The organism is Streptomyces sp. GB4-14 (genome assembly GCF_022696125.1).
In the GTDB taxonomy this organism is placed as follows: domain Bacteria; phylum Actinomycetota; class Actinomycetes; order Streptomycetales; family Streptomycetaceae; genus Streptomyces; species Streptomyces werraensis.
In genome coordinates, this window is record NZ_RZHO01000002.1 from 5384746 (window position 1) to 5409180 (window position 24435).

Here is a 24435-nt window from a genome sequence, read left to right on the forward strand (position 1 = left end):
CCTGCACCTGTAATCCGGTCACTTCGGCGTCGTCGAACGGACGTCGCCGAATAGACGTGTCGGCACGCGATTCGGCTCCATCCTCTTTCCGATGGCCCCCTCAGCCGGCCGCGGGGAATGCCGCGCCAACTTGCTTGCCCCGCACTTCAGTTGTCGTCGTCGCGGGGATACCGGCGGTAACGGACTCCCTGTCCCCTCCCGCGGAGGGGCGGCCCTTCCCCGACGTTCTGAGAACTCCCCGCGGCTTCCACGGGTTCCTGAACACCCCGCCGATATGCACACCGATCACCGGTCCGTCGGCCGATAAACCCCGCATCACCCGGCACGGGGCGCTGAAAGCCCAGGTCACAGAGGCGGGCGGGGCGGAAAAGGGGGCGTGAACGCGACGGCGGCGGATCGCCGTCCCGCGATCCGCCGCCGTCGCGTGCCCCGGCCGGCCGAGGGCTACCGGTAGAGCAGGTGCTCGCGCCGCTTCCGGCGGAACGCCGCCAGCTCGCTCTGCCAGCCCGCCACCACCTCGTCCGTGTCCGCGCCCGCGTCGATCATCGTGCGGACCTGGGTGGAGCCGGTGAGCTTGTCGATCCAGTTGTCCGCGCGCCAGGCGAAGCCGTCCCACGACCGCTTCGCCGTGATCAGCAGGCCGATGCCGGTCCGTACCGGGTCGAACCGCTCCCGGTCGTGCACATGCAGCTGCACGCCCCCGATGGTCTTGCCCTGGAACTTGGAGAACGTCGGTGCGAAGTACGCCTCGCGGAACCGCACGCCCGGCAGGTCCAGCTCGTTCGCCGCGGCCGCCCAGCGCCCGTCGACGCCCTCCGCGCCCAGCAGCTCGAACGGCCGCGTCGTGCCGCGCCCCTCCGACAGGTTCGTGCCCTCGAACAGACACGTCCCCGAGTACACCAGCGCCGTCTCCGGCGTCGGCATGTTCGGGCTCGGCGGCACCCACGGCAGCCCGGACGCGTCGTAGAAGTCCGACCGCTTCCAGCCCGACATCTTCACGGTCTCCAGGGCGACGGGCGCCCGAAGGAACTCCGCGTTGAACAGCAGCGCCAGCTCCGCCACGGTCATGCCGTGCGCCTGCGAGATCGGCTGCCGCCCGACGAACGTCGCGAACTCCTTGTGCAGCACCGGACCGAGCGCGGCCCGCCCGGTCACCGGGTTCGGCCGGTCGAGCACCACGAACGACAGGCCCGCGAGCTGCGCCGCCTCCATGCAGTCGAAGAGCGTCCAGATGTACGTGTAGAAGCGGGCGCCGACGTCCTGGATGTCGAAGACGACCGTGTCCACGCCGGACGCCGTGAAGATGTCGGCGAGGTCCTGACCGCTCTTCAGATAGGTGTCGTAGACGGGCAGGCCGGTCACCGGGTCGTCGTGGCGGCCCTCCGAGCCGCCCGCCTGCGCGGTGCCCCGGAAACCGTGCTCGGGGCCGAACACCGCGGTCAGGGCCACTCTGTCGTCAGCGTGCATGACGTCGACGATGTGCCGCACGTCGCGGGTGATGCCGGTCGGGTTGGTGACCACGCCCACCCGGCGGCCGTCGAGCAGCGCGTAGCCGTCCGCCGCGAGCCGTTCGAACCCGGTGCGCAGCGTGCGGCCGCCGCCGTGCCCGGACCCCGGCCCCGGAGCGGCGGCGGCCGGCGCGGCGGAGGCCGCGACCGCGGCCGTGGTGGTGGCGAGCAGGCTCCGTCGGGACAGCCTCATGCGGTGACCTCCGTGATCGCGGTACATGTCATGGCCACGCACGCTAGCGCGCCGGACCGTCCCGGGGAACGAGCGGGACCGATGCCACGCGGAACGCCCCTTCCTACCGGCATACCGACCGGTTAGTCTGACGCGGTGAGGCGTTCGCGAGCCGCGTCGGAGGAGACCGATGGTGCAAGCCGTGCAGGGTGCGAAGGTGGTCGTCACGGGAGCCGGGGGCGGCATCGGAGCGGCGCTGGCCCGCCGTTTCGCCGCGCAGGGGGCGCGGGTCGTGGTCAACGACCTGGACGCCGCCCGCGCCAAGGCCGTCGCCGAGGAGATCGGCGGTCACGCGCTGGCGGGCGACGCCTCCTCGGTCGTCGACGAGGCCCGGGACGTGCTCGGCGGGACGGTCGACGTCTGGTGCGCCAACGCCGGGGTCGGCCGCGACGGCGGGGAGCCCGGCGAGCCGCTGCGCGAGGAGGACTGGGCGCTGTCCTGGGACGTCAACGTGATGGCGCACGTCCGTGCGGCGCACGCGCTGCTCCCCGAGTGGCTGGAGCGCGGCAGCGGCCGTTTCGTCTCCACCGTCTCCGCCGCCGGACTGCTCACCATGATCGGCACCGCCCCCTACAGCGTCACCAAGCACGGCGCCTACGCCTTCGCCGAGTGGCTGTCGCTCACGTACCGGCACCGCGGGGTGAAGGTGCACGCCATCTGCCCGCAGGGCGTGCGCACCGACATGCTCGACGCCAGCGGCAGCGCCGGCGACCTGGTGCTCAAGCCCACCGCGATCGAGCCGGAGGACGTGGCCGACGCCCTGTTCGACGGCATCGAGCAGGACCGCTTCCTGATCCTGCCGCACCCCGAGGTCGCCGAGTACTACCGCGCCCGCGCGGCCGATCCCGAACGCTGGCTCGGCGGCATGAACCGCGTCCAGCGGCAGTGGGAGGCCACCCGCTGACACCCGCGCCGGACCCGCCCGACCCCCACCGGGCGGGTTCCGGCGCGGACCCGCCCGCACGTGTCGCCGTACCGGGGGAGAAACTGGGCGGGGAGGCGGTGCCCGGAGCGGCGATCGCGTGGAGTGGGAAGATCTCCCGGCGGGGACGGCGTTCCCCGGACGCACGACGACCGACAGCAACACGGAAAGGCGGGTGGCGGCAGTGCCCAGAACGACGGACGGTGACGGGACCCCCGTGCCGCAGCGGCTGCTGGCCGCCGCCACCCGGCTCTTCGCCGAGCAGGGCTACGACCGCACCTCGGTGCAGGAGATCGTCGAGGCGGCCGGCGTCACCAAGGGGGCGCTGTACCACTACTTCGGCTCCAAGGACGACCTGCTGCACGAGGTCTACGCGCGCGTGCTGCGCCTCCAGCAGGAGCGCCTGGACCGGTTCGCCGACGCCGACGAGCCCATCGAGAAGCGGCTGCGCGGCGCGGCCGCCGACGTCGTCGTCACCACCATCGAGAACCTCGACGACGCGTCGATCTTCTTCCGCTCCATGCACCACCTCGGCCCGGAGAAGAACAAGCAGGTCCGCGCCGAGCGCCGGCGCTACCACGAGCGGTTCCGCGCGCTGATCGAGGAGGGCCAGCGCGAGGGCGTCTTCTCCACGGCGACCCCGGCCGACCTCGTCGTGGACTACCACTTCGGCTCGGTGCACCACCTGTCCACCTGGTACCGCCCCGACGGCCCGCTCAGCCCGCAGGAGGTCGCCGACCACCTCGCCGACCTCCTGCTGCGCGCGCTGCGTCCGTGAAGCGTCACCGGCCCGTCGGGCGCCCAGGGCGTCCGACGGGCCGGTTCCCCGCCTGCTACAGGTACTTCTTGATCTCCCGGCGGGCCAGCGACCGCTGGTGCACCTCGTCCGGGCCGTCCGCGAGCATCAGCGTGCGCGCGCCCGCGTACAGCTCGGCCAGCGGGAAGTCCTGGCTCACGCCGCCCGCGCCGTGCAGCTGGATCGCCCGGTCGAGGATGCCGACGACCGTGCGCGGGGTGGCGATCTTGATGGCCTGGATCTCGGTGTGCGCGCCCCGGTTGCCGACGGTGTCCATCATCCAGGCGGTCTTCAGCACCAGCAGCCGCAGCTGCTCGACCGCGACCCGCGCGTCCGCGATCCAGTTCTGCACCACGCCCTGCTGGGCGAGCGCCTTGCCGAAGGCCTCCCGGGACACCGCACGGCGGCACATCAGCTCGATCGCCCGCTCGGCCATGCCGATCAGCCGCATGCAGTGGTGGATCCGGCCCGGACCGAGCCGCGCCTGGGCGATGGCGAACCCGCCGCCCTCCTCGCCGATCAGGTTCGACACCGGCACGCGCGCCTCGTCGAAGACGACCTCGGCATGACCGCCGTGGTAGTGGTCCTCGTAGCCGAAGACCTGCATGGCCCGCTTCACGGTGACGCCCGGGGTGTCGCGCGGGACCAGGACCATGGACTGCTGGCGGCGGATGTCCGGCCCGTCCGGGTCGGTCTTGCCCATCACGATGAAAATCTTGCAGTCCGGGTGCATCGCCCCGGAGATGTACCACTTGCGGCCCGAGACGACGTACTCGTCGCCCTCCCGCCGGATGTGCGTGGTGATGTTGGTGGCGTCCGAGGAGGCCACGTCCGGCTCGGTCATCGCGAACGCCGAACGGATCTCGCCCGCGAGCAGCGGCTCCAGCCACTGCTTCTTCTGCCGCTCGTCGCCGAACTGCGCCAGCACCTCCATGTTCCCGGTGTCGGGCGCGGCGCAGTTGGTGGCGGTCGGCGCGAGCTGCGGGGACCGGCCGGTGATCTCGGCGAGCGGCGCGTACTGGAGGTTGGTGAGTCCGGCGCCGTACACGGCGTCGGGCAGGAACAGGTTCCACAGGCCCTGCCGGCGTGCCTCCGCCTTCAGCTCCTCCACCACCGGCGGGTTCTCCCACGGCGAGGACAGCCGCTGCCGCTGCTCGTGCGCGACCTGCTCGGCGGGGTACACGTGCTCGTCCATGAAGGCGAGGAGCCGGGCGCGCAGCTCCTCGGTGCGCGCGTCGAACGCGAAGTTCATGTCTCGTCAGCCTTCCTGAAGGGTGGTCAGACCGTGCTCGATGAAGACCGGGACCAGATCGCCGATGCGGTCGAACCCGGCTCCGACCGTCTGGCCCAGCGTGTACCGGTAGTGGATGCCCTCCAGGATCACGGCGAGCTTGAACCAGGCGAACGCCGTGTACCAGGAGACGGACGACACGTCCCGCCCCGACCGCGCGGCGTACCGTTCGATCAGCTCGGCCGGCGTCGGATGGCCCGGGGCCTCGGCGGTCGTGGAGACGGGGGAGTCCGGCATGCCCAGCGGGCTGCTGTACATCACCAGCAGACCCAGGTCCGTCAGCGGGTCGCCCAGCGTGGACATCTCCCAGTCCAGGACCGCGCGGACCGACTCGTCGTCACTGATCAGCGCGTTGTCGAGCCGGTAGTCGCCGTGCACGACGGCGGGCGCGGGGGAGACGGGAAGCTCACGGCCGAGCGCGGCGTGGAGCTCGTCGATGCCGGCCAGCTCCCGGTTGCGGGAGGCGTCGAGCTGCTTGCCCCAGCGCCGCAGCTGCCGGTCCAGGAAGCCCTCGGGACGGCCGAAGTCCGCGAGCCCGACCTCGGCAGGGTCCACGGCGTGCAGCTCGACCAGCGTGTCCACCAGGTTCAGCACGGCCTTCCGGGTGCGCCCGGGGCCCAGCGGGGCGAGCTGCTCGGCGGTGCGGTACGGGGTGCCCTCGACGTACTCCATGACGTAGAAGGGCGCGCCCAGCACCTCCTCGTCCTCCCACAGCAGCACCGGACGCGGCACCGGCACGCCGGTCGGGTGCAGGGCGCTGATCACCCGGTGCTCGCGCTTCATGTCGTGCGCGGTGGCGAGGACGTGGCCGAGCGGCGGGCGCCGCACCACCCAGGTCCCCGCGCCGTCGGTGACCGTGTAGGTGAGGTTCGACCTGCCGCCCTCGATCAGCCGGCCGGAGAGGGGGCCGCCGAGCAGACCGGGCCGCTCGCGTTCGAGCAGCTCGCGCAGCCGGTCGAGATCCAGTCCGGGCGGGTGGTCGGGGCTCATCGTCGCTCCTGTGGGCAGACGGACAGTACCCGCCCATGATGCCGACCGGTCGGTATGCCGTCCAGACCGGGAGCGAAACGTGATCGGGTCCACGATAGGGGGAGTGCCCTTCCGCCGTCGGCCCCTGCGGTGACGCGAACGGCGTACATCGGACCATTCGGCTTGCACGCCGTGGGCCGACACCGGAGGGTCGACGCATGAAGGCGATCAGCTACGCACGGTACGGCGGCCCCGAGGTCCTCGAGTACGGCGAGGCCGACGACCCCAAGCTGGGCCCCGACGACGTGCTCGTCAAGGTCCGGGCGGCGTCCGTCAACCCGGTCGACTGGAAGGCCCGCCAGGGGCACCTCGACGCGATCCTCCCGGCCGTCTTCCCGGTGATCCCCGGCTGGGACCTCGCGGGCGTCGTCGTCCGCCCCGGACCCGCGGTCCCCGAGTTCGCCGAGGGCGACGAGGTGATCGGCTACGTCCGCGAGGACGTCCTCTCCTTCGGCACCTGCGCCGAGTACGTGGCCGCCCCCGTGCGCACCCTCGCGCCCAAGCCGCGGGGGCTCTCCTTCGAGGAGGCGGCCGGCATCCCCCTCGCGGGGCTCACCGCCCACCAGGTGCTGCACCGCGTCCTGAACGTCCGGCGGGGCGAGACCGTACTGGTGCACGCGGCGGCCGGCGGGGTGGGCTCCGTCGCGGTCCAGCTCGCCTCCCACCTCGGAGCGCGGGTCATCGGCACGGCGAGCGAAGGCAACCACGACTTCGTGCGGGCCCTGGGGGCGGAGCCGGTCAGCTACGGCGAGGGCCTGGCCGAACGCGTCCGGGGGCTCGCCCCCGAAGGGGTGGACGCGGTCTTCGACACGGTCGGCGGGGACGCGCTCAAGGCCTCCGCGAACCTGGTGGCGCCGGAAGGGCGCCTGGCGTCGATCGTCGACCCGGGAGTGACCGGCTACGGCGGCGCGTACTGGTTCGTCCGGCCGGACCCCGCGGACCTCCGCAAGCTGTCGGAACTGGCGGATCAGGGGGTGCTGAGGATCCATGTCGAGGAGACGTTCCCCCTGGAACGGACGGCGGACGCGCACCGGCGCAGCGAGGAGGGCCACGTACGCGGCAAGATCGCGATCACGGTGCCGCAGGAAATCAGCCCCTCCGGCGCTTGAGGAGCGGGGCCCGGGGCGGAGCCCCGGGCTGGGACGGGAAAGGGCGGCGGGGGCGTGAACCCCTCACCACAGCACCACCCCCACCCCACCCCCCACCGTCAACAGCACGCACACCACGACTCCCGCCGCATACCCAAGGGAGAGCCGCTCGGGCTCCCCGCCCCCCGCCAGCCCCCGAATCCGCCGATGGGCGACCACCAACATCCCCGCCCACCCCGCACAGCACACGACCCCCGCGGCCAGCACACCCCCCGACGCCCCGCCGGCCACCCCCGCCTTCCCCGCCAGCACAGCCACCACCGTGCTCGCCAGCGTCGTCCGCCGCCACGCCAGCCGGGTCCGCTCGGGCTGCAGCCCGGGATCCCGCTCGCCGAGCAGTCCGGGCGTCACCCCTCCCACCCCAACAGCACCACCACGACCATCACCACGGCCACCCCCGCCACGACCACCCCCAGCAGCGCCGGGAACCGCGACACCGGCAGATCCTCGCCCCGCCGCATCGCGCGCTCGCACCGCACCCAGTGGTTGACCGCCCGCAGCGCGCACAGAGCCCCCGACGCCAGCAGGGCGAGGGCCAGCCCGACCCGCCACCCCCACCGCAGACCGGGCAGGAACTGGTCCACCGCGAACCCGCCGCCGATCAGCGCGAGCGCGGTCCGCAGCCAGGCGAGGAACGTCCGCTCGTTCGCCAGCGAGAAGCGGTAGTCGGGCGTCTCCCCGTCGTCCCGCACCTCGGCGGGGGAGAACCACAACCGGACGTTCCGTGCGAAGTCGATCACGGGGGCGACCTTACCGGTCAGACCTGGTCCGTCCGCCCCGCCCGATGCGCCCGCAGCCGCTCGTACGCCGCGAGCCCGTCCGGCACCCACTCCCACTCCTCGAGCCGCCGCAGAACCTCCTCCTCGGGCAGGAAGGCGTGCCAGGCGACCTCCTCGGCCTGCGGCCGCACCTTCAGCTCGCAGCGCACCTCGTACACCGCCGACCACCAGGTCCGGGTGGAGCCGTCGTCGTACAGGAAGGTGAACAGGTGCGAGGGCGCGGGCAGACCGCTCACGCCCAGTTCCTCCTCGGCCTCCCGCAGGGCCGCCTCGTCGTACGTCTCGCCCGCGCCGACCACCCCGCCGACGAACATGTCGTACAGGGACGGGAAGACCAGCTTCGTCGGGGTGCGGCGGTGGACGAAGACCCTGTCCTCCGCGTCGCGCGCCAGCACGAAGACGCAGCGGTGGCGCAGCCCCCGTGCGTACGCCTCGCCGCGCGGGGCCTGCCCGATCACCCGGTCCTGCTCGTCGACGATGTCGAGGATCTCGTCGGCGCTCGTTCCGCTCCTGCTGCTGCCGCTCTCACTCATACCGCCATCAAAGCAGCGCCCTCGCCGTCCCGGCGCCGGCGACCTGCGCCGCCGGGGGTCGGCAGGTCGTTCACGGGCGCCACAAGTTGCCCGTTCGTGACCGCAGTTGACGCGTGTAACGGCCCCGGTGCCCTTGACGTGATCCGTTGGCTGACGGTTTGCTGTCCGTGATCAGCTCGTGGCGATCGGCAGCCGACCACTGCCACCGACCACCCGCCGCGAGCCGTATGACAAGAGAAGCGCGTGAGGAAGTTCGCGGTGCCCCCACCCCCGCCTCCCCTCGGCCGCGCCCGCAGACGGGCGGCGCAGGCCTACGACGAGGCCCTCGACGACGCCGAACTCGTCGCCGCGCGGGCCGCACTGGCACAGGGGCGGTGGCAGAGCACCCGCTCGCTGCTGGTCAGGACGGGGGACGACTGGGACCGCCGCGGACACCGGATCACGGTGCTCGCGAAGGAGCCGTACTGTGCCGCGTGGGCCCGCGAGTGGCTGCTCGCCGAGCCCGACTCCGGCGACGCCGCCGTGCTGCTGGCCATGGCCCAGGTGCGGCGCGCCCTGCGCGGCAAGGAGAAGCCGGCCCGGGTCAGCGAGGTGTGCCGCGAGGCAGCCGCGCAGCTGACGCACGACCCGACGCCCTGGCTCGGGCTGCTGATGCTGGAGTGCTCCCTGGGCGCGGAGGGCGACGTGGTCCGGATCTTCGAGCAGGTCCGCACCCGCTACGCCGACCACCACCACGCCCACCACCTCGTCGTCGGCTGGCTCGCGGAGCGCCGGGTGGAGGCGGGCCCCGACCCGCTGCACGAGGTGTACGACTTCGCCAACTGGGCCGCCGAACAGGCCCCCGCCGACTCGCCGCTGGCCATCCTGCCGGTCATCGCGCACGCCGAGCGCTACCGCTCCCTCGCCGCCGCCGGGCACGAGCCCGCCGACCCGGCCGCCTCCGGCCACTGGGTCGGACGCCGCGCCCGGCAGGTGATGAAGGCCGCCTTCGACTGGTGGCTGGAGTGGGAGCACGAGGACCACCCGCGCCGCCTGGTCGACCTCAACTTCCTCGCCCACGCCAAGGTCTGCGAGGGCCGGGGGGCCGAGGCCGCCGCGCTGTTCCACCGCATCGGCGACCACGCCACCCCCGCCCCCTGGTCCTATCCCGACCGGGACGGCCTCACCGCCTTCCGTAGCGCTCGCGCCGCCGCCCTGGGCACGGCCTGACCCCACCCCGAACGCCCCCGCACCCACCACCGACCCAAGGACGGTCTCGAGATGACGACGGACAGTTCGAGCACCAACAGAGCCCCGGCCGAGGGGATCAGCACCTTCAAGGGGCGGGAACGCGCCCTGCGGGCCGACCGTCTCGGCACCGGGGGCCTGCTGCTCTCCGTGCTGGCGGCGACCGCCCCGCTCATGGTCGTCGCGGGTGTCATGCCCACCACATTCGCGGTGATGGGCATCGTCGGCCAGCCGCTGCTCTTCGTCGTCCTGGGCGCCGTGCTGGTGCTCTTCAGCCTCGGCTACGCCGAGATGAGCCGGCACGTCCACAACGCGGGCGCCTTCTACGCGTACATCTCCCGCGGACTCGGCGGCACCGCCGGCGCGGGCGCCGCCCTGGTCGCCCTCGTCGCCTACAACTCCCTCCAGGTCGGCATCTACGGCATCTTCGGCTTCGAGGTCTCCGGCCTCTTCGCCACCTACGCCGACCTCGAGGTCGCCTGGTGGATACCGGCGCTCGCCGCCGCGCTCGCCGTGGGCGCGCTCGGCTTGCTGAAGATCGACGTCAACGCCAAGGTCCTCGGCGTCCTGCTGGTCATCGAGGTGCTGCTGGTCGTCGTCTTCGACATCGCCGCCGTCGCCGACCCCGGCAAAGAGGGCCTGTCGCTGCACGCCTTCAACCCGGACACCCTCACCGGCGCCGGCGTCGGCACCGCCCTGTGCTTCTGCATCGCGGCCTTCCTCGGCTTCGAGCAGGCGCCGGTCTACGCGGAGGAGACCAGCAGGCCGCACGTCCTGGTGCCGCGCGTGATGTTCCTCGCCGTCACCGGCGTCGCCGTCTTCTTCGCCATCAGCAGCTGGGCGCTCACCGTGGCCACCGGCCCCGCCACGATCGTCGCCACTTCCCAGGAGCAGAGCGCGGGCCTGCTGTTCTTCCTCACCGAGGACCGGCTCGGCTCCACCTTCACCGACGTGCTGCACGTGCTGTTCGTGACCGGCATGTTCGCGGCCATGCTCAGCTTCCACAACGTCGTCGCCCGGTACGCCTTCGCCATGGGCCGCGAAGGCCTGCTGCCCGCCGCCTTCGGCCGCACCACGGGCTCCAGCGGCGCCCCCGGCACCGGCTCCCTCCTGCAGTCCGGCATCGCCGTCGTGCTGGTGCTGACCTTCGCGCTCACCGACGACAAGCCGGCCGGCGACCCCACCGCGCCCGTGCTGCACCTGTTCACCTGGGGCGGCAACATCGGCGCGCTCGGCGTCATCGTCCTGATGGCCATCGCCTCGCTGTCCGTCGTGGTCTTCTTCGTACGGCGCGGCGCCGCGGGCGCCCAGGCCTGGCGGCTGGTCACCTCGGCGGTGGCCGGCATCGCCCTCCTGGTCATCGCGGTCTACACGGTCAAGGACTTCGACGTGCTGGTCGGCACAGGGCCGGACTCCGCGCTGCGCTGGATCCTGCCCGGCGTCATCGGTGTCGCCCTCGTGACCGGACTCGTCCAGGGCGCGATCCTGCGCACCCGCGCCCCCGGGACGCACGCCCGGATCGGTCTGGGCAACGAGGCGTTCCAGCTGGAGAAGGAGGCCGGGCGCACCCCGTAGCACCGGCCCCGTTGCTTACCGAAGTCTGACGAGCACCCGCGTTCCCTGGTCCGCCCGGGGGCGCGGGTGCTCGAATGAGGGGGTGAAACCCGAAGACCCCTCGCAGGGCCGGGACGACCCGGGCGCCGACGACCCGGACGCGCGCGGCGCGCCCGTCGGCCGCCGCGTCCTGCTCGGCACCCTCGGCCTCGGCGCGCTCGGCCTGGCCGCCGCGCCCTCCCTCCAGCGCGGCCTGGAGTCCCTCCTCGCAGGCGCCGCCGACCGTGACCCCACCGGCCTGACCGGACTCCTCCCGAACGGCGGCGGCTTCCGCTACTACTCGGTCGCCGCGTCCGTCCCGCGCAAGGACGCCCGCACCTACCGGCTCACCGTCGACGGGCTCGTCGACCGCCCCGCCTCCTACACCCTCGCCGACCTCGAGGCCCTGCCGCAGACCCGCCTGGTGCGGGACGTGCAGTGCGTGACCGGCTGGCGGGTGCCCGGCACGCCGTTCGAGGGCGTGCGGCTGTCCCGGCTGCTGGACGCGGCCGGGGTGCGCCCCACCGCCCGCGCGGTGCGCTTCACCTGCTTCGACGGGACGTACTCCGAGAGCCTCACCCTCGACCAGGCCCGCCGCGCGGACGTCCTGGTCGCCCTGCGCATGCGGGACGAGGCCATCGGCCACGGCCACGGCGGCCCGGCCCGGCTCTACGTGGCGCCCATGTACTTCTACAAGTCGGCCAAGTGGCTCTCCGGCATCACCGTCACCGACGAGGTCGAACCAGGCTACTGGGAGCTGCGCGGCTACGACGTGGACGCCTGGGTCGGCCGCTCGAACGGACGCGACGATGCCCCCACGAGCTGACGCCCCGCCCGCCGCCACGACCGTACGGCGCTTCGTCCCCGCCCAGCGGTGGGCGCACCGCGCCGTCGCCCTGCTCATGGGCGTCTGCGTGGCCACCGCCGCCTGCCTCTACGTCCCCCAGCTCGCACAGCTCGCCGGCCGTCGCGCCCTGGTCGTCACCCTCCACCAGTGGTCGGGGCTGCTCCTGCCCGTCCCCGTGCTCGCCGCCCTCGTCTCCCGCGCGTTCCGCGCGGACCTGGGCCGGCTCAACCGCTTCGGCCCGCACGACCGGGTCTGGCTGCGGGCCGCCCTGCGCCGCGACCGCCGCCCCGCCTCCCGCCCGGCCGGGAAGTTCAACGCCGGGCAGAAGCTGTACGCGGCCTGGATCGCCGGGGCCACACTGGTGATGCTCGGCACCGGGCTGCTGATGTGGTTCACCCACCTCACCCCGCTCGTGTGGCGCACCGCCGCGACCTTCGTCCACGACTGGCTCGCGCTGACCGTAGGCATCGTCCTCGCGGGGCACATCGGGACGGCCCTCGCCGACCCCGAGGCCCGCCGCGGTCTGCGCACCGGCTCGGTCCGCCGGGAGTGGGCCGAGCGCGAGCACTCGCTGTGGCGCCCCTGAACACGACGGCGGCCCGTCCGCCCCTCCCATGAGGGGCGGACGGGCCGCCGTGGGTCCGGACCCGGCTAGATGACCAGGGACAGCAGGAGCACCAGCGCCCCCGCGACCACCGAGATGATCGTCTCCATGATCGACCAGGTCTTGATCGTCTGGCCGACGTTCAGGCCAAAGTACTCCTTCACCAGCCAGAAGCCGGCGTCGTTGACGTGGCTGAAGAACAGCGAACCGGCGCCGATGGCCAGCACCAGCAGCGCGGCGTGCGTCGTCGACATGTCGGCCGCGAGCGGCGCGACGAGACCGGCCGCCGAGACGGTCGCCACGGTCGCCGAGCCCGTCGCCAGCCGGATCGCCACCGCGATCAGCCAGGCCAGCAGCAGCGCCGGGATCGACCAGTCCTCGGAGATGTCGAGGATCATCTGACCCACACCGGTGTCGATCAGGGTCTGCTTGAAGCCGCCGCCCGCGCCGACGATCAGCAGGATGCCCGCGATCGGTGCCAGGCTCTTCTCCACCAGGGAGGAGATCCGCTCCTTGCTGAAGCCGGCGGGCATGCCCAGGGTGAAGATGCCGACCAGCACGGCGGCGAGCAGCGCGATCAGCGGGGAGCCGATCACGTCGAAGACGCGCTGCACGTTGTGCTCGGGGTCGTCGATCACGATGTCGACCAGAGCCTTGGCGAGCATCAGCACGACCGGCAGCAGGATGGTGGCCAGCGTCGCGCCGAAGCCGGGGCGCCGCTCCAGGTCCTCGGAGGGACGCTGCGGGATCATCCGCTCGGGCGCCGGGACGTCCACCCAGCGGGCGGCGTACTTGGAGAACACCGGACCGGCGATCACCACGGTCGGGACGGCGACGAGCACGCCGAGCGCCAGCGTCACGCCCAGGTTGGCGCCGACGGCGTCGATGGCGACCAGCGGGCCGGGGTGCGGCGGGACCAGGCCGTGCATCACGGACAGACCGGCGAGGGCCGGGATGCCGATGCGCATGAGCGAGTAGTTGCCGCGCTTGGCGACCATCAGCACCACCGGGATCAGCAGCACCACGCCGACCTCGAAGAACAGCGGCAGACCGATGACCGAGGCGATCAGCACCATCGCCCAGGGCATGGAGCGGCCACCGGCCTTGGCGAGGATGGTGTCGACGATCTGATCGGCGCCGCCCGAGTCGGCGAGCATCTTGCCGAGGATCGCGCCCAGGGCGATCAGCACGCCCACACCGGCGACGGTGGAGCCGAGCCCGGCGCTGAAGCTGGTGATGACCTTGTCCAGCGGCGCGCCGGCGAAGGCGCCGAGCGCCAGTGACCCGATGGTCAGCGCCAGGAAGGCGTGCAGCTTGAACTTGGTGATGAGCAGGACGATGACGGCTATGCCCGCCAGGACGGCGATGCCCAGCTGAGCGTGGCCGGCCGAGGTGATCGGCTCGGGTACGTCCGCTGCCAGCATCTCGACGCTGAGTCTGGTCACGGTGGATCCCTAGGAAGTACGGGTCGGGGGAGGGGCGGCCCCGGGGGGAGGGGCCGGTGGGGGGTGGGGTCCTACGGGGTCGGCTCGGAGAGCGACGTCAGGGCGGTGGCCGCCCGTTCGGTGATCTCCTCGGGGGTGCCCGCCACGTTCACGGCGACCCCGGTCTCGTCCGGCTCCAGCGGCTGGAGCGTGGCGAACTGGGAGTCGAGCAGTGCCGTGGGCATGAAGTGCCCCTGCCGGTGCGACATCCGGTCCTCGATGAGGGCGCGGTCGCCGGTGAGGTGCACGAAGACCACGCCGGGCGCGGCGGCCCGCAGCCGGTCGCGGTACGAGCGCTTCAGCGCCGAGCAGCTGACCACGCCGCCCAGACCCGCGCGCCCCTGCGCCCAGTCGCCGATGGCGTCGAGCCAGGGCCACCGGTCGTCGTCGGTGAGCGGGGTGCCCGCCGACATCTTGGCGATGTTGCTCTGCGGGTGGAAGTCGTCGCCCTCGGCGTACGGAACGCCGAGGCGGGCCGCGAGCAGGGGACCGATGGTGGTCTTGCCCGTTCCGGCGACGCCCATGACCACGACGACATGGGGGGTGTTCATCGCTGCCTCGCTGTCTGCTGTCCTCGTCGACACCTTGCCGTTGATGCCGACCGCAACTGAAACTTATAAGTACGACAACTTCAAGAGTCTGTGACGAATAAGTCTGACTTTTTGTTCGTGTGATCCGCCCCGTACTCTGAGTGCATGAGCACCACGGGCCGGGGGCTGCACGGCCGCGTACTGGACACCCTCGGCCCCGAGATCACCGCAGGCGGGTATCCGCCCGGCAGCGTGCTGCGCACGGACGAGCTCGCCCAGCGTTTCGACGTGTCGCGCTCCGTGATGCGCGAGGTGGTCCGCGTCCTGGAGTCCATGCACCTCGTGGAGTCCCGCCGCCGCGTCGGCGTCACGGTCCTCCCGTCCTGCGAGTGGAACGTCTACGACCCGCAGGTCATCCGCTGGCGCCTGGCCGGCGCCGACCGCCCCCGCCAGCTGCGCTCCCTCACCGTGCTGCGCTCCGCGGTCGAACCGGTCGCGGCGAGCCTCGCCGCGCACAACGCCACGGCCGAGCAGTGCGCCGAACTCACCGAGTGCGCGCTCGGGATGGTCGCGAACTCACGCGGTCACAAACTGGAGGGATACCTCTTCCACGACGTGGCGTTCCACCGCGTCATCCTGACCGCCTCCGGCAACGAGATGTTCGCCCGCCTCGGCGACGTGGTCGCGGAGGTGCTGGCCGGACGCACGCACCACGACGTGATGTTCGAGGACCCCGACCCGGCCGCCGTCACCCTCCACGTCCAGCTCGCCGAGGCCGTCCGCGCCCGCGACGCCGCCCGCGCGGAGAAACTCACCCGCGAGATCACCGAGGGTGCACTCCAGGAACTCGACATCCTGGCGCCTTGACCCGCCGGCCGGTCGCGGTCACCGGTCGCCGAAGCGCTCCCGCGCCCGCTCGATGTGCCCCAGGTGCTCGTGCGTCCAGCCGCAGATCGCGTCCACGGCGATGCGCAGCGCCCGGCCCGGCTCGGTGAGGGTGTACTCGACCCGCGGCGGCACGGTCGGGTGCACCGTCCGCTCGACCAGGCCGTTGCGCTCCAGCATGCGCAGATTCTGCGTGAGCATCTTGTGGCTCACGCCCTCGACCTCGTCCCGCAGCTCGCTGAACCGCAGAGTGCCCTCGCCGAGCGCCTCGATGATCAGCAGCGCCCACTTGTTGGCGACGTCCGAGAAGATCTCCCGCGCCAGGGAGTCCGCGCGCCGCAGATCGGCGTCCTCCGGCAGTCCCGCCAACACATGCTTGGTCACCATCTGGTTCCCCAGTCACCGAAAAGTGCGTTCTTCCAGGTCGGCGCTCACTCTCCTACAGTTCCCGGGTAACCACAAGAGACCGACTGGAAAAGGACGAACCTACCCATGGCCACCAGTGATGTCTTCTCCTACGGAATCCCAGCCGAGAGCGACTTCGGCTACGCGCAGGCGATCCGCTCCGGCGATCTGATCCACGTCTCGGGACAGCTCGCCTTCGACGAGGCGGGCGGCTTCCCGCACCCCGGCGACTTCGACGCCCAGCTGCGGCTCACCCACACCGCCATGGACCGGGTCCTCGCCCACTACGGGGCCACCCGCGGCCAGATCGTCTCGCAGACCCTCTACGTGGTGGACCTCGGCCGCCACGCCGCGGCCACGGCCGAGGCCAACCTGGCCTACTTCGGCGGCCACCGCCCGGCGAGCACGGTCCTCGGCGTCACCGAACTGACCCTGCCCGGCCAGCTCGTCGAGATCGCCTTCGTCGTCGACACCCGGCTGCCCGCCTGACCCGGCCCTGCGCCGGGTCCCTCAGCCGGGGAAGTCTCCGTCGACGTACACCCAGGTCCCGTCGACCCGTTCGAAGCGGCTGCGTTCGTGCAGGGAGCCGCCCCGGTACGAGGCGCGGAACGTCACCGTGCCGGTGGAGTGGAAGGCGGAGCCGTCCTCCGTGGCGAGGATCTCCAGCCCGGTCCAGCGCATCGCCGGGTCGAGGTCGAGCCGGGCGGGACGGGTCCGCGGGTGCCAGGTCCGCAGCAGGTACGCCCCGTCCCGCCGGACGAACGCCGCGTACCGCGACCGCATGAGCCGCTCCGCCGTCGGCGCCGAGGCCGCACCGCGGTGGAAGCGGCCGCAGCACTCCTCGTAGGGCTCGGGGAGACCGCAGGGGCAGGGCGTGCGAGACGTCATGGGGCACCTTCCGTACAACGCCCGAGGGCCCCGACCGTCCGGTCGGGGCCCTCGAAGAAGCAAGTGTCCGAGGGGGGACTTGAACCCCCACGCCCGATAAAGGGCACTAGCACCTCAAGCTAGCGCGTCTGCCATTCCGCCACCCGGACAAGGTGTCTGTCGCGCGGGTTTCCCCCCGCGGCGACGACATAAACATTACCAGGTGTTCCGGGGTGACCGATCACCCCCGCCTCCGCGTCGTCGCGTGAACGGCGTGTGACGGGCCGGGCCGGGTCTTGGGGCGGACCCGCGGGCGAGGGAGGATGAGGGGGACCGGCCAGCGGGAACACCAGCAGCGGGAGGAAGCACGTGAGTCAGACGGACCCGGCCAAGGGCGTCACCGGTGAGGACGAGGTCGTGGACCTCTGCCGCGAGCTGATCCGGATCGACACCAGCAACTACGGCGACCACTCGGGCCCCGGCGAGCGCAAGGCGGCCGAGTACGTCGCCGAGAAGCTCGCCGAAGTCGGCCTGGAGCCGCAGATCTTCGAGTCCCACCCGGGACGCGCCTCCACGATCGCGCGGATCGAGGGCGAGGACCCGTCGCGGCCCGCCCTGCTGATCCACGGCCACACCGACGTCGTCCCCGCCAACGCCGACGACTGGACCCACCACCCCTTCTCCGGCGAGATCGCCGACGGGTGCGTGTGGGGGCGCGGGGCCGTCGACATGAAGGACATGGACGCGATGACCCTCGCGGTCGTCCGCGAGCGCATGCGCAGCGGCCGCAAGCCCCCGCGGGACGTCGTACTCGCCTTCCTCGCCGACGAGGAGGCCGGCGGCACGTACGGCGCGAAGCACCTGGTGCACAAGCACCCCGAGCTGTTCGAAGGCGTCAGCGAGGCGATCGGCGAGGTCGGCGGCTTCTCCTTCACCGTCAACGAGAAGCTGCGCCTCTATCTCGTCGAGACCGCCGAGAAGGGCATGCACTGGATGCGGCTCACCGTCGACGGCACCGCGGGCCACGGCTCGATGACCAACGACGACAACGCCATCACCGAGCTGTGCGAGGCCGTCGCCCGGCTCGGCCGCCACAAGTGGCCGGTCAGGGTCACCAAGACCGTCCGCGCCTTCCTGGACGAGCTCTCCGACGCGCTCGGCACCGAGCTCGACCCGGAGAACATGGACGAGACCCTCGCCAAGCTCGGCGGCATCGCGCGCATGATCGGCACCACCCTGCGCAACTCCGCCGCGCCCACCCAGCTCGGCGCCGGCTACAAGGTGAACGTCATCCCCGGCCAGGCCACCGCGCACGTCGACGGCCGCTTCCTGCCCGGCTACGAGGAGGAGTTCCTCGCCGACCTCGACCGCATCCTCGGCCCGCGCGTGCGGCGTGAGGACGTGCACTCCGACAAGGCGCTGGAGACCGACTTCGACGGTCGGCTCGTCGACGCCATGCAGACCGCGCTGAGCGCCGAGGACCCGATCGCGCGCGCCGTGCCCTACATGCTCTCCGGCGGCACCGACGCCAAGTCCTTCGACGACCTCGGCATCCGCTGCTTCGGCTTCGCCCCGCTGAAGCTGCCGCCGGAGCTGGACTTCGCGGGCATGTTCCACGGCGTCGACGAGCGGGTGCCGGTGGACGGCCTCAAGTTCGGTGTCCGCGTGCTCGACCGGTTCCTGGACGCGTCCTGAGGAACCGTCCCTGTCATGGGCCGGGGGCGTGGCCAATATTCGGGCAGACGTGCGGAGTTGACCGGGAAGAGTGAATGCGACCATAAGCTCGTAGCCTCATTACTTCCTCCTCGTTACCCGTGATGTGATCCGCGACTTTGGATCACATTGCCAACTAGGAGGAATACATGCTGAAGAAGGTCGTCGCCGTCGCGGCCGCCACCGGTGGTCTGGTTCTCGCGGGCGCGGGCATGGCCGCCGCCGACTCGGGCGCGCAGGGTGCCGCCGTGCACTCCCCGGGCGTCCTGTCCGGCAACGTCGTGCAGGTGCCGGTTCACGTTCCGGTGAACGTCTGCGGCAACACGATCTCCGTGATCGGGCTGCTGAACCCCGCCTTCGGCAACACCTGCGTCAACGCGTGATGTCGTGTCTCGCCCTCTAGGCATCGCCCGCTGAGGGTTCGAGCCCGTCGGCCCCGGAGCGCGCGCCATGCGCTCCGGGGCCGACCGGTTCCTCATTCGTCGAGAATTCCGGGACACGGCACGCTCCGCGTCCCGGCAGCAGGTCCGAGGACAGGGAATTCAGCAATGCGACAGGTCACCCGCAAGGGCTTGATGACCATGGCCGCCGCCACCGGTGTGCTCGCCGCCGCGGGCGGCGCCGCCGCCCACGCCGACTCCGGCGCGACGGGCGGCGCCAAGGGCTCGCCGGGCGTGCTCTCCGGCAACGTGGTGCAGGCGCCGGTGCACGTTCCGGTGAACGTCTGCGGCAACACGGTCAACGTCGTCGGGGTCCTCAACCCGGCGGTCGGCAACGCCTGCGCCAACAAGGGCGGCTCCGGCCACCACGGCGGCTCGCAGGCCCACGGCAAGGCGAGCGACTCGCCCGGCGTGGCCTCCGGCAACGTCGTGCAGGTGCCGGTGCACGTTCCGGTGAACGTCTGCGGCAACAGCGTCGACGTCATCGGCGTGGGCAACGGGGCGGCCGACAACGACTGCGCCAACACGGGGCACGGCGGCGGGCACCCGGGCGAGCCCGGTGAGCCGGGCAATCCGGGGGAGCCTGGTGAGCCGGGCAATCCGGGGGAGCCTGGTGAGCCGGGCAATCCGGGGGAGCCTGGTGAGCCGGGGGAGCCCGGCAACCCCGGCAACCCCGGCAACCCCGGTGAACCCGGCAACCCGGGTGAGCCCGGTACGCCTGGTACGCCCGGCGCCCCGGACACCCCCTCCACCGGCAACCAGCCGGGCCCGCAGGGCGACGCGCAGCTCGCCGAGACCGGCAGCGAGCTGCCGCTCGGCCTCGCGCTGCCGGCCGGCGCGGGCGCGCTGCTCGTCGGCGGCATCCTGTACCGGAGGGCGCGCGCCGCAGCGTGATCTCGGACACACGGAGCGGACCCCGCGACCGACGCGGGGTCCGCTCCGCCTGATGACTCCGGTCGGGCGCGCGCAGCTCACCAGGTGGCGCGCACCTGGCGGATGATCCGCCGCCGCAGCCGCACCCTGCGGCTGCCGTCACGCATCAGCGTCAGGCGGTACAACTCCCAGTGACCGTACTCGGCATGGTCCGTCAGCAGACGTGCCGTCTCCTTGCGGGAGACCCCGCGCGGCACGTACACGTCGACAAATTCGTATTCCGGCATCGCATCTATTGTGCGGGCCGGGCCCCGGTACGGATAGCGTCTGCACTATGTCTGATGCTGCGCAGCCCACCGCTGCCGAGGTACGCGCCGCCGCCGAGGCGGTGAAGACCGCGCTCGACCGCCACCTGGCCGCGGTCGAGAGCCGGTCGGGTGACGACGACCCGGCCGTCTACGAGGCCTTCAACCAGCTGGCCGCGGCCGCGGAGACGTACGACGAACTGCTCTACGACCGCTACGACGAGGTCACGCCCTTCGAGATCCCCGGCGCCGAGGAGGCCCTGCCCCCGTACGGCGGCCCCGAGGAACCGAACGCCCTCAGCGTGCTGATCCGCCGCGACTACGCCGTCGTCGATCCGCAGCGGCTGCTGGCGCACGCCCAGCGGATCGAGGAGGCGGACGACGAGAGTTCGGAGGCCTCCAGCACGGTCCACGGCGCGCTGGGCCTGCTGTTCGGGGAGTACGAACCGGACGAGATCGCCTCCCGGCACAAGGAGTTCGGCCTGGAGGAGGGCGACTCCACGCTCTGGGTCACGGCATCGGACGAGATCCCGGACCCCGGCGAGTGGCTCGAGGCTCCCTTCGAGCAGGTGGACCCGGAGGCGGTGGTCTGCCGCTTCGACGTCAGCGCGGTCTTCGACGACGACGAGGACGAAGAAGAGGACGACGACGACCTGGAGTCGGCGCTGTCCCCGGACGCGGACGTGGACCTGGAGCCCTTGGACGCGGACCGCTGATCGACTCGCCCGGCGGCGACACCCCGACGGGGGTGCCGCCGCCGACGCGCGCATGCACCACGGGCGGCCTCATCAGGCAGCCCTGGCGGCCCTGGGAGGCTTCGCCCGATCCGGCGCCCGGCTTCTCCGGCGCGCTGCTCCGTCGACCTGCCGGAGCCTCGGAGCGGGCGCCCGCGTGACGGGCGACGCACGATCGCCGTCCGGCCGCGACAGGCCGGGTCAGCAGCGTTGCAGCGGCACACACCCGGCCCCGCTGGGGTCGGCCGAAGACGCACCGCGCCTCGCAGCCGGCCCCGTCCGAGCGAAAAGCGCGGGCGCGGGCTTCGGCCGTTCCGCACGGCGGCTCTCACTGCACGCCGTGCGGGTGCAGGGCGCCGCTTCCGTCAGCGTCCGCGTCGGGCAGCGGAACGACCGCCGTCCGGCCCCAGCCGGCCCGCTCACCCGTCCGCGGCCCACCGGCCCTGGGCACACGGCCTCGCCGTGCCTCGGCCTCCGGGATCTCGCCGCACCGCGGCCAGATCCCGGAGCGCCGGAAGATCTACTCCCCGGCCCCCGGCACCTGTGGTGCCAGCAGCACGGGCAGGCGCGTCGTGCGCGGCTTCGCCGGGACCTCCGCGACCGCTCGCTGCAGTGCCTGGTCCACCCCATGGACCACCGACAGGTGACGGTCGGCCCGGCTGAAGGCCGTGTAGATCCAGGGGCGGCTCAGGGCGGGGACCGCGTCGCCGGGGAGGACCACGACCGCCGCAGGCCAGCGGGAGCCCACCGCCTGGTGCGCGGTCAGCGCCCAGCCGTGGCGGACCGTCTGCTCCACACGGTCCCGCGGCACGACGACCGTCCCGCCCGCGCAGTCCAGACGCAGGCCCTCGGCGTCCGCCCCGACCACGCGGCCCGGAAGGACGCGTCCGGGGGCGGGGGACCAGGCCACCCGGTCGCCGGGGTCGAAGCCGGCGAAGCGGCCCGGACCCGGGTTCAGCCGCTCCTTCAGCGCCGCGTTCAGCACACGCGTGCCGACCGCGCCGCCGTGGCCCGGGGTGATCACCTGCGTCTCCTCGGCCGGCACGCCGATGGCGCGCGGCACCGAGTCCGCCACCAGCTGCACGGTCCGGTGCACCGCCTCGCCCGCGTCCCGCACGGGCACGATGACGACCTCCTTCTCGGGGGCCTCCACCTGGAGCAGCTCGCCGACGCCGATGCCCGAGACCAGCTCGCCCAGCGGCCCCGGATCCGGGCGCCGGGAGGCGACCTGTGGGCAGGCCCGAGCCGCCAGCAGGTCCGCGAACACCCGCCCGGGGCCGACCGACCACAGCACCGCCGGATCGCCGGACAGCACCAGCCGCGCCCCGTCCGGCAAGGACTCCGTCAGCAGCGCGGCGGTCTCCACGTCCAGCTGCGGCGCGTCCAGCACCACCAGCAGGTCCACGGCCAGCGCGCCCTCGGGGTCCCGCCCGGGCCCCTCCGCGCCGGACAGCAGCCCGGCGACCGTGGCCACACCCGGGCCGTCGACGCGGGACGCGAACCGCTCCCGCCCGACGGGGCTGTGCGTCGCGGCCCACGCGCGCAGGCCCATGCCGTGCGCCGCGTCCAGCAGCGCCGCCGGCTCGGCCAGCGCGGCCTCCCCGCCGGTGTGCAGCACCAGCCCGTGCCGTGAGGCCGCGCGGATCAGGTCGGCCGCGGACCCCTCCGCCGCGGCGGCGGCCCGCTCCCACTCCTCGGCCGCCCCGTCCTGCTTGGGCGCCGAGTTGATCAGCCGGGCCAGTCCGTCGGCGAGGCTCTCCTCGGCGAGGGCGCAGCGCTCCAGACCGACCAGCACCCGGACGGGCTGCTCCTCGTCCTCCCCGACCGCCTCGCCGATCGCGTCCTGGAACACGAGGACGTCCCCCTCGGCGACGGCGTTCCGCACCGCGTCCTCCGGGTCGGGCACACCCTGGCGGCCCAGCGCCTCGGTCAGCGCGGCCATCTCCAGGGCCGTGTGCCCTGCGGGCGCGGCCTGCTCCAGCAGCCAGACGGTCAGCGCGCGGCCCCGCCGCTCGTCGCCCGGCCCGGTGTCCCCTCCGAGCAGCGCGCGGGCGAAACCGTCCGCCTGCTCGGGCCGGACGCCCGGCACCCGCAGCAGCTGCCAGGGGTCCTCCCGCAACAGCTCCGCGGACCCCTCACCCAGGGCCGCGGCGGCCGGCGCGGCGAGCGCGGCGGGCGCACCGCCCCGCGTCAGCACCTCCCGCACCTCGCCCACGGTGCCCTCGGCGGGTGCGGCGGGCACCGGTGATCCCTCGGGGACCACCGGGGCCCGCCGCACCGGCTCCGGCGCGGGGCGCCGCGGCACGGGCCGGGCCTCCTCGAACACGGTGGCCGGCGGCTTCTCGCCGCTCTCCACCGCCCGTACGGCGGCGAGCAGTTCGGCCGCCGTGCCGCTCAGTTTGGTGCCGGCCTCGATCGGGCCCTGCCGCTCCGCCTTGCGCCGCTCGATCCGCTCCCGCTCCAGGCGCTGCGCGGCCAGCTCCGCCTCGGCCTCGGACACCTGCGCGCCCTCGGCGGGCGTGCCGTCGGCGGGCGTGCCGTCGTCCGCGCTCCTCGGCTCCTCAGGGGTCTCCGGCGTGCTCACAGCGTGCTCCAGTCGTGATCGGGATAGCGGTGCACCGGAGCCGACACGTCGTCGAGCGCCCGGCAGATCTCGTCAGGAAGACTAAGCGCCTCCACTGACAACGCCGCCGTGAGCTGCTGCGCCGTGCGCGCGCCCACGATGGGCGCGGTCACCCCGGGCCGGTCGCGGACCCAGGCGAGCGCGACCTGCAGCGCGGTGACCGCCAGCCCGTCCGCCGCGGTCGTCACCGCGTCCACGATCCGGCTCGCCGTGTCGTCCAGGTACGGCGCGACGAACGGCGCGAGATGCTCGGAGGCGCCGCGCGAGTCTGCCGGGGTGGCGTCCCCGCGGTACTTGCCGGTGAGCACGCCCCGCCCGAGCGGGGAGGACGGCAGCATGCCGATGCCGAGGTCGATCGCGGCGGGCAGCACCTCCCGCTCCACCCCGCGCTGCAGCAGCGAGTACTCCATCTGGGTGCTCGCCAGACGCGTCCGCGCGCCCGGTGCGGCGAGCTGCCAGGTCGCGGCCTTGGCGAGCTGCCAGCCGCAGAAGTTGGACACCCCCGCGTACCGCACGCGGCCGCTGGCGACGGCGATGTCCAAGGCCTGGAGCGTCTCCTCCAGCGGGGTGGCCGGATCGTAGGCGTGGACGTGCCACACGTCGACGTAGTCCGTGCCGAGGCGGGCGAGCGAGGCGTCCAGCGCGGACAGCAGATGGCCGCGCGAGCAGTCGAACCGGCGGTCCGGGTCGGGCACGCTGCCGGCCTTCGTCGAGATCACCAGGTCCCGGCGCGGCACCAGACCGTCCATCAGCCGCCCGAGCAGGTACTCGGCCTCCCCGTCGCCGTACACGTCCGCCGTGTCGACCAGCGTCCCGCCCGCGTCCCAGAACGTCTTCAAGAGCTCTGCCGCGTCGTGCTCGTCGGTGTCACGGCCCCAGGTGAGGGTCCCGAGCCCGATCCGGGACACACGCAGGCCGGTACGGCCGAGATGCCTCTGCTCCATGAACGCCGAGATTATCGGCCGGAGCTGTGCGTGTGGGGGCCTGTGGACAACCGTTTTCCGGGCGTCACGCGGCCCCGCGGGCACGTGGCCGGACCCGCGCTGCCGTGCCTGCCGTGCCCCTCC

Annotated in this window: 26 protein-coding genes and 1 tRNA gene; 13 read left to right on the forward strand and 14 right to left on the reverse strand. The window is 72.9% G+C overall.

Annotated features, from left to right (window positions below; genetic code table 11):
* Window positions 1-444: 444 nt before the first annotated feature.
* A complete protein-coding gene (locus tag ELQ39_RS25800) occupies window positions 445-1701 on the reverse strand; it encodes an exo-beta-N-acetylmuramidase NamZ family protein (protein ID WP_242594206.1) in 1257 nt (418 codons plus the stop codon).
* Between the two features lie 169 nt (window positions 1702-1870).
* Between ELQ39_RS25800 and ELQ39_RS25805 the strand changes: the two genes are divergently transcribed.
* Both ELQ39_RS25805 and ELQ39_RS25810 read left to right on the forward strand, forming a co-directional pair.
* Window positions 1871-2644, forward strand: a complete 774-nt coding sequence (locus tag ELQ39_RS25805) for an SDR family oxidoreductase (protein WP_242594208.1) — start codon at window positions 1871-1873, stop codon at window positions 2642-2644.
* Between the two features lie 202 nt (window positions 2645-2846).
* Window positions 2847-3440 (forward strand): TetR family transcriptional regulator, encoded by a 594-nt coding sequence (locus ELQ39_RS25810; RefSeq protein WP_190004058.1) that lies wholly within the window; start codon window positions 2847-2849, stop codon window positions 3438-3440.
* A gap of 55 nt (window positions 3441-3495) precedes the next feature.
* Here ELQ39_RS25810 and ELQ39_RS25815 read toward each other — a convergent pair whose 3' ends face one another.
* Window positions 3496-4710 (reverse strand): acyl-CoA dehydrogenase family protein, encoded by a 1215-nt coding sequence (locus ELQ39_RS25815; RefSeq protein WP_242594210.1) that lies wholly within the window; start codon window positions 4708-4710, stop codon window positions 3496-3498.
* Window positions 4711-4716: 6 nt separating this feature from the next.
* Window positions 4717-5739, reverse strand: a complete 1023-nt coding sequence (locus ELQ39_RS25820; protein WP_190004060.1) for a phosphotransferase family protein — start codon at window positions 5737-5739, stop codon at window positions 4717-4719.
* 197 nt (window positions 5740-5936) lie between these two features.
* Between ELQ39_RS25820 and ELQ39_RS25825 the strand changes: the two genes are divergently transcribed.
* A complete protein-coding gene (locus tag ELQ39_RS25825) occupies window positions 5937-6887 on the forward strand; it encodes an NADP-dependent oxidoreductase (protein WP_190004061.1) in 951 nt (316 codons plus the stop codon).
* 63 nt (window positions 6888-6950) lie between these two features.
* Here ELQ39_RS25825 and ELQ39_RS25830 read toward each other — a convergent pair whose 3' ends face one another.
* From ELQ39_RS25830 to ELQ39_RS25840, 3 genes are read right to left on the reverse strand one after another with little or no spacing between them, the layout of a single operon-like run.
* Window positions 6951-7286 carry a DUF202 domain-containing protein gene (locus ELQ39_RS25830; protein ID WP_399878998.1) on the reverse strand — a complete coding sequence of 112 codons (336 nt, stop codon included), beginning with the start codon at window positions 7284-7286 and terminating at the stop codon, window positions 6951-6953.
* Window positions 7274-7666, reverse strand: coding sequence for a YidH family protein (locus ELQ39_RS25835; protein WP_190004063.1), 393 nt, complete (start codon window positions 7664-7666; stop codon window positions 7274-7276). Before ELQ39_RS25835 ends, ELQ39_RS25830 begins: the two co-directional genes overlap by 13 nt.
* 17 nt (window positions 7667-7683) lie before the next feature.
* Window positions 7684-8238 (reverse strand): NUDIX domain-containing protein, encoded by a 555-nt coding sequence (locus tag ELQ39_RS25840; RefSeq protein ID WP_242594213.1) that lies wholly within the window; start codon window positions 8236-8238, stop codon window positions 7684-7686.
* Window positions 8239-8496: 258 nt separating this feature from the next.
* Between ELQ39_RS25840 and ELQ39_RS25845 the strand changes: the two genes are divergently transcribed.
* From ELQ39_RS25845 to ELQ39_RS25860, 4 genes are all read left to right on the forward strand, one after another.
* Window positions 8497-9447: a hypothetical protein gene (locus tag ELQ39_RS25845; RefSeq protein WP_242595658.1), complete on the forward strand. Its 951-nt coding sequence runs from the start codon at window positions 8497-8499 to the stop codon at window positions 9445-9447.
* A 51-nt stretch (window positions 9448-9498) separates the two neighbouring features.
* Window positions 9499-11040 (forward strand): APC family permease, encoded by a 1542-nt coding sequence (locus tag ELQ39_RS25850; protein WP_190004065.1) that lies wholly within the window; start codon window positions 9499-9501, stop codon window positions 11038-11040.
* An 82-nt stretch (window positions 11041-11122) separates the two neighbouring features.
* Complete coding sequence (locus ELQ39_RS25855; RefSeq protein ID WP_242594215.1) at window positions 11123-11884, forward strand: molybdopterin-dependent oxidoreductase; 762 nt, start codon at window positions 11123-11125, stop codon at window positions 11882-11884.
* Entirely contained in the window at window positions 11868-12491 is a 624-nt protein-coding gene (locus tag ELQ39_RS25860) for a cytochrome b/b6 domain-containing protein (protein WP_242594217.1), read from the forward strand. Before ELQ39_RS25855 ends, ELQ39_RS25860 begins: the two co-directional genes overlap by 17 nt.
* Before the next feature lie 65 nt (window positions 12492-12556).
* Here ELQ39_RS25860 and ELQ39_RS25865 read toward each other — a convergent pair whose 3' ends face one another.
* Window positions 12557-13954 (reverse strand): GntT/GntP/DsdX family permease, encoded by a 1398-nt coding sequence (locus ELQ39_RS25865; protein WP_190004068.1) that lies wholly within the window; start codon window positions 13952-13954, stop codon window positions 12557-12559.
* A 71-nt stretch (window positions 13955-14025) separates the two neighbouring features.
* On the reverse strand, window positions 14026-14544 hold the full coding sequence (locus ELQ39_RS25870) for a gluconokinase (RefSeq protein ID WP_190004069.1): 519 nt from the start codon (window positions 14542-14544) through the stop codon (window positions 14026-14028).
* Window positions 14545-14688: 144 nt separating this feature from the next.
* Here ELQ39_RS25870 and ELQ39_RS25875 point away from each other — a divergent pair, with 144 nt between their 5' ends.
* Entirely contained in the window at window positions 14689-15390 is a 702-nt protein-coding gene (locus ELQ39_RS25875) for a FadR/GntR family transcriptional regulator (protein WP_242594219.1), read from the forward strand.
* 18 nt (window positions 15391-15408) lie between these two features.
* Here the strand turns inward: ELQ39_RS25875 and ELQ39_RS25880 are convergent, their stop codons facing one another.
* Window positions 15409-15795: a winged helix-turn-helix transcriptional regulator gene (locus tag ELQ39_RS25880; protein WP_242594221.1), complete on the reverse strand. Its 387-nt coding sequence runs from the start codon at window positions 15793-15795 to the stop codon at window positions 15409-15411.
* 105 nt (window positions 15796-15900) lie between these two features.
* Between ELQ39_RS25880 and ELQ39_RS25885 the strand changes: the two genes are divergently transcribed.
* Entirely contained in the window at window positions 15901-16302 is a 402-nt protein-coding gene (locus tag ELQ39_RS25885) for a RidA family protein (RefSeq protein ID WP_242594222.1), read from the forward strand.
* A 21-nt stretch (window positions 16303-16323) separates the two neighbouring features.
* Here ELQ39_RS25885 and ELQ39_RS25890 read toward each other — a convergent pair whose 3' ends face one another.
* Both ELQ39_RS25890 and ELQ39_RS25895 read right to left on the reverse strand, forming a co-directional pair.
* On the reverse strand, window positions 16324-16701 hold the full coding sequence (locus ELQ39_RS25890; protein WP_242594224.1) for a YchJ family protein: 378 nt from the start codon (window positions 16699-16701) through the stop codon (window positions 16324-16326).
* A 64-nt stretch (window positions 16702-16765) separates the two neighbouring features.
* Window positions 16766-16850, reverse strand: a tRNA-Leu gene (locus ELQ39_RS25895).
* 199 nt (window positions 16851-17049) lie between these two features.
* Here ELQ39_RS25895 and ELQ39_RS25900 point away from each other — a divergent pair.
* The 3 genes from ELQ39_RS25900 (at window position 17050) to ELQ39_RS25910 (ending at window position 19727) form a co-directional block, all read left to right on the forward strand.
* Window positions 17050-18375 (forward strand): M20/M25/M40 family metallo-hydrolase, encoded by a 1326-nt coding sequence (locus ELQ39_RS25900; RefSeq protein ID WP_190004074.1) that lies wholly within the window; start codon window positions 17050-17052, stop codon window positions 18373-18375.
* 167 nt (window positions 18376-18542) lie between these two features.
* Window positions 18543-18776, forward strand: a complete 234-nt coding sequence (chpH, locus tag ELQ39_RS25905; protein ID WP_006135972.1) for a chaplin ChpH — start codon at window positions 18543-18545, stop codon at window positions 18774-18776.
* Between the two features lie 165 nt (window positions 18777-18941).
* Entirely contained in the window at window positions 18942-19727 is a 786-nt protein-coding gene (locus ELQ39_RS25910; protein WP_242594226.1) for a chaplin, read from the forward strand.
* Between the two features lie 77 nt (window positions 19728-19804).
* Here the strand turns inward: ELQ39_RS25910 and ELQ39_RS25915 are convergent, their stop codons facing one another.
* Window positions 19805-19993: a DUF5703 family protein gene (locus ELQ39_RS25915; protein WP_004933366.1), complete on the reverse strand. Its 189-nt coding sequence runs from the start codon at window positions 19991-19993 to the stop codon at window positions 19805-19807.
* Between the two features lie 47 nt (window positions 19994-20040).
* Between ELQ39_RS25915 and ELQ39_RS25920 the strand changes: the two genes are divergently transcribed.
* Complete coding sequence (locus ELQ39_RS25920; protein WP_190004076.1) at window positions 20041-20727, forward strand: hypothetical protein; 687 nt, start codon at window positions 20041-20043, stop codon at window positions 20725-20727.
* Between the two features lie 538 nt (window positions 20728-21265).
* Here ELQ39_RS25920 and ELQ39_RS25925 read toward each other — a convergent pair.
* Entirely contained in the window at window positions 21266-23329 is a 2064-nt protein-coding gene (locus tag ELQ39_RS25925) for a helix-hairpin-helix domain-containing protein (RefSeq protein ID WP_242594228.1), read from the reverse strand.
* Complete coding sequence (locus ELQ39_RS25930) at window positions 23326-24312, reverse strand: aldo/keto reductase (RefSeq protein WP_190004078.1); 987 nt, start codon at window positions 24310-24312, stop codon at window positions 23326-23328. Before ELQ39_RS25930 ends, ELQ39_RS25925 begins: the two co-directional genes overlap by 4 nt.
* Window positions 24313-24435 lie beyond the last annotated feature (123 nt).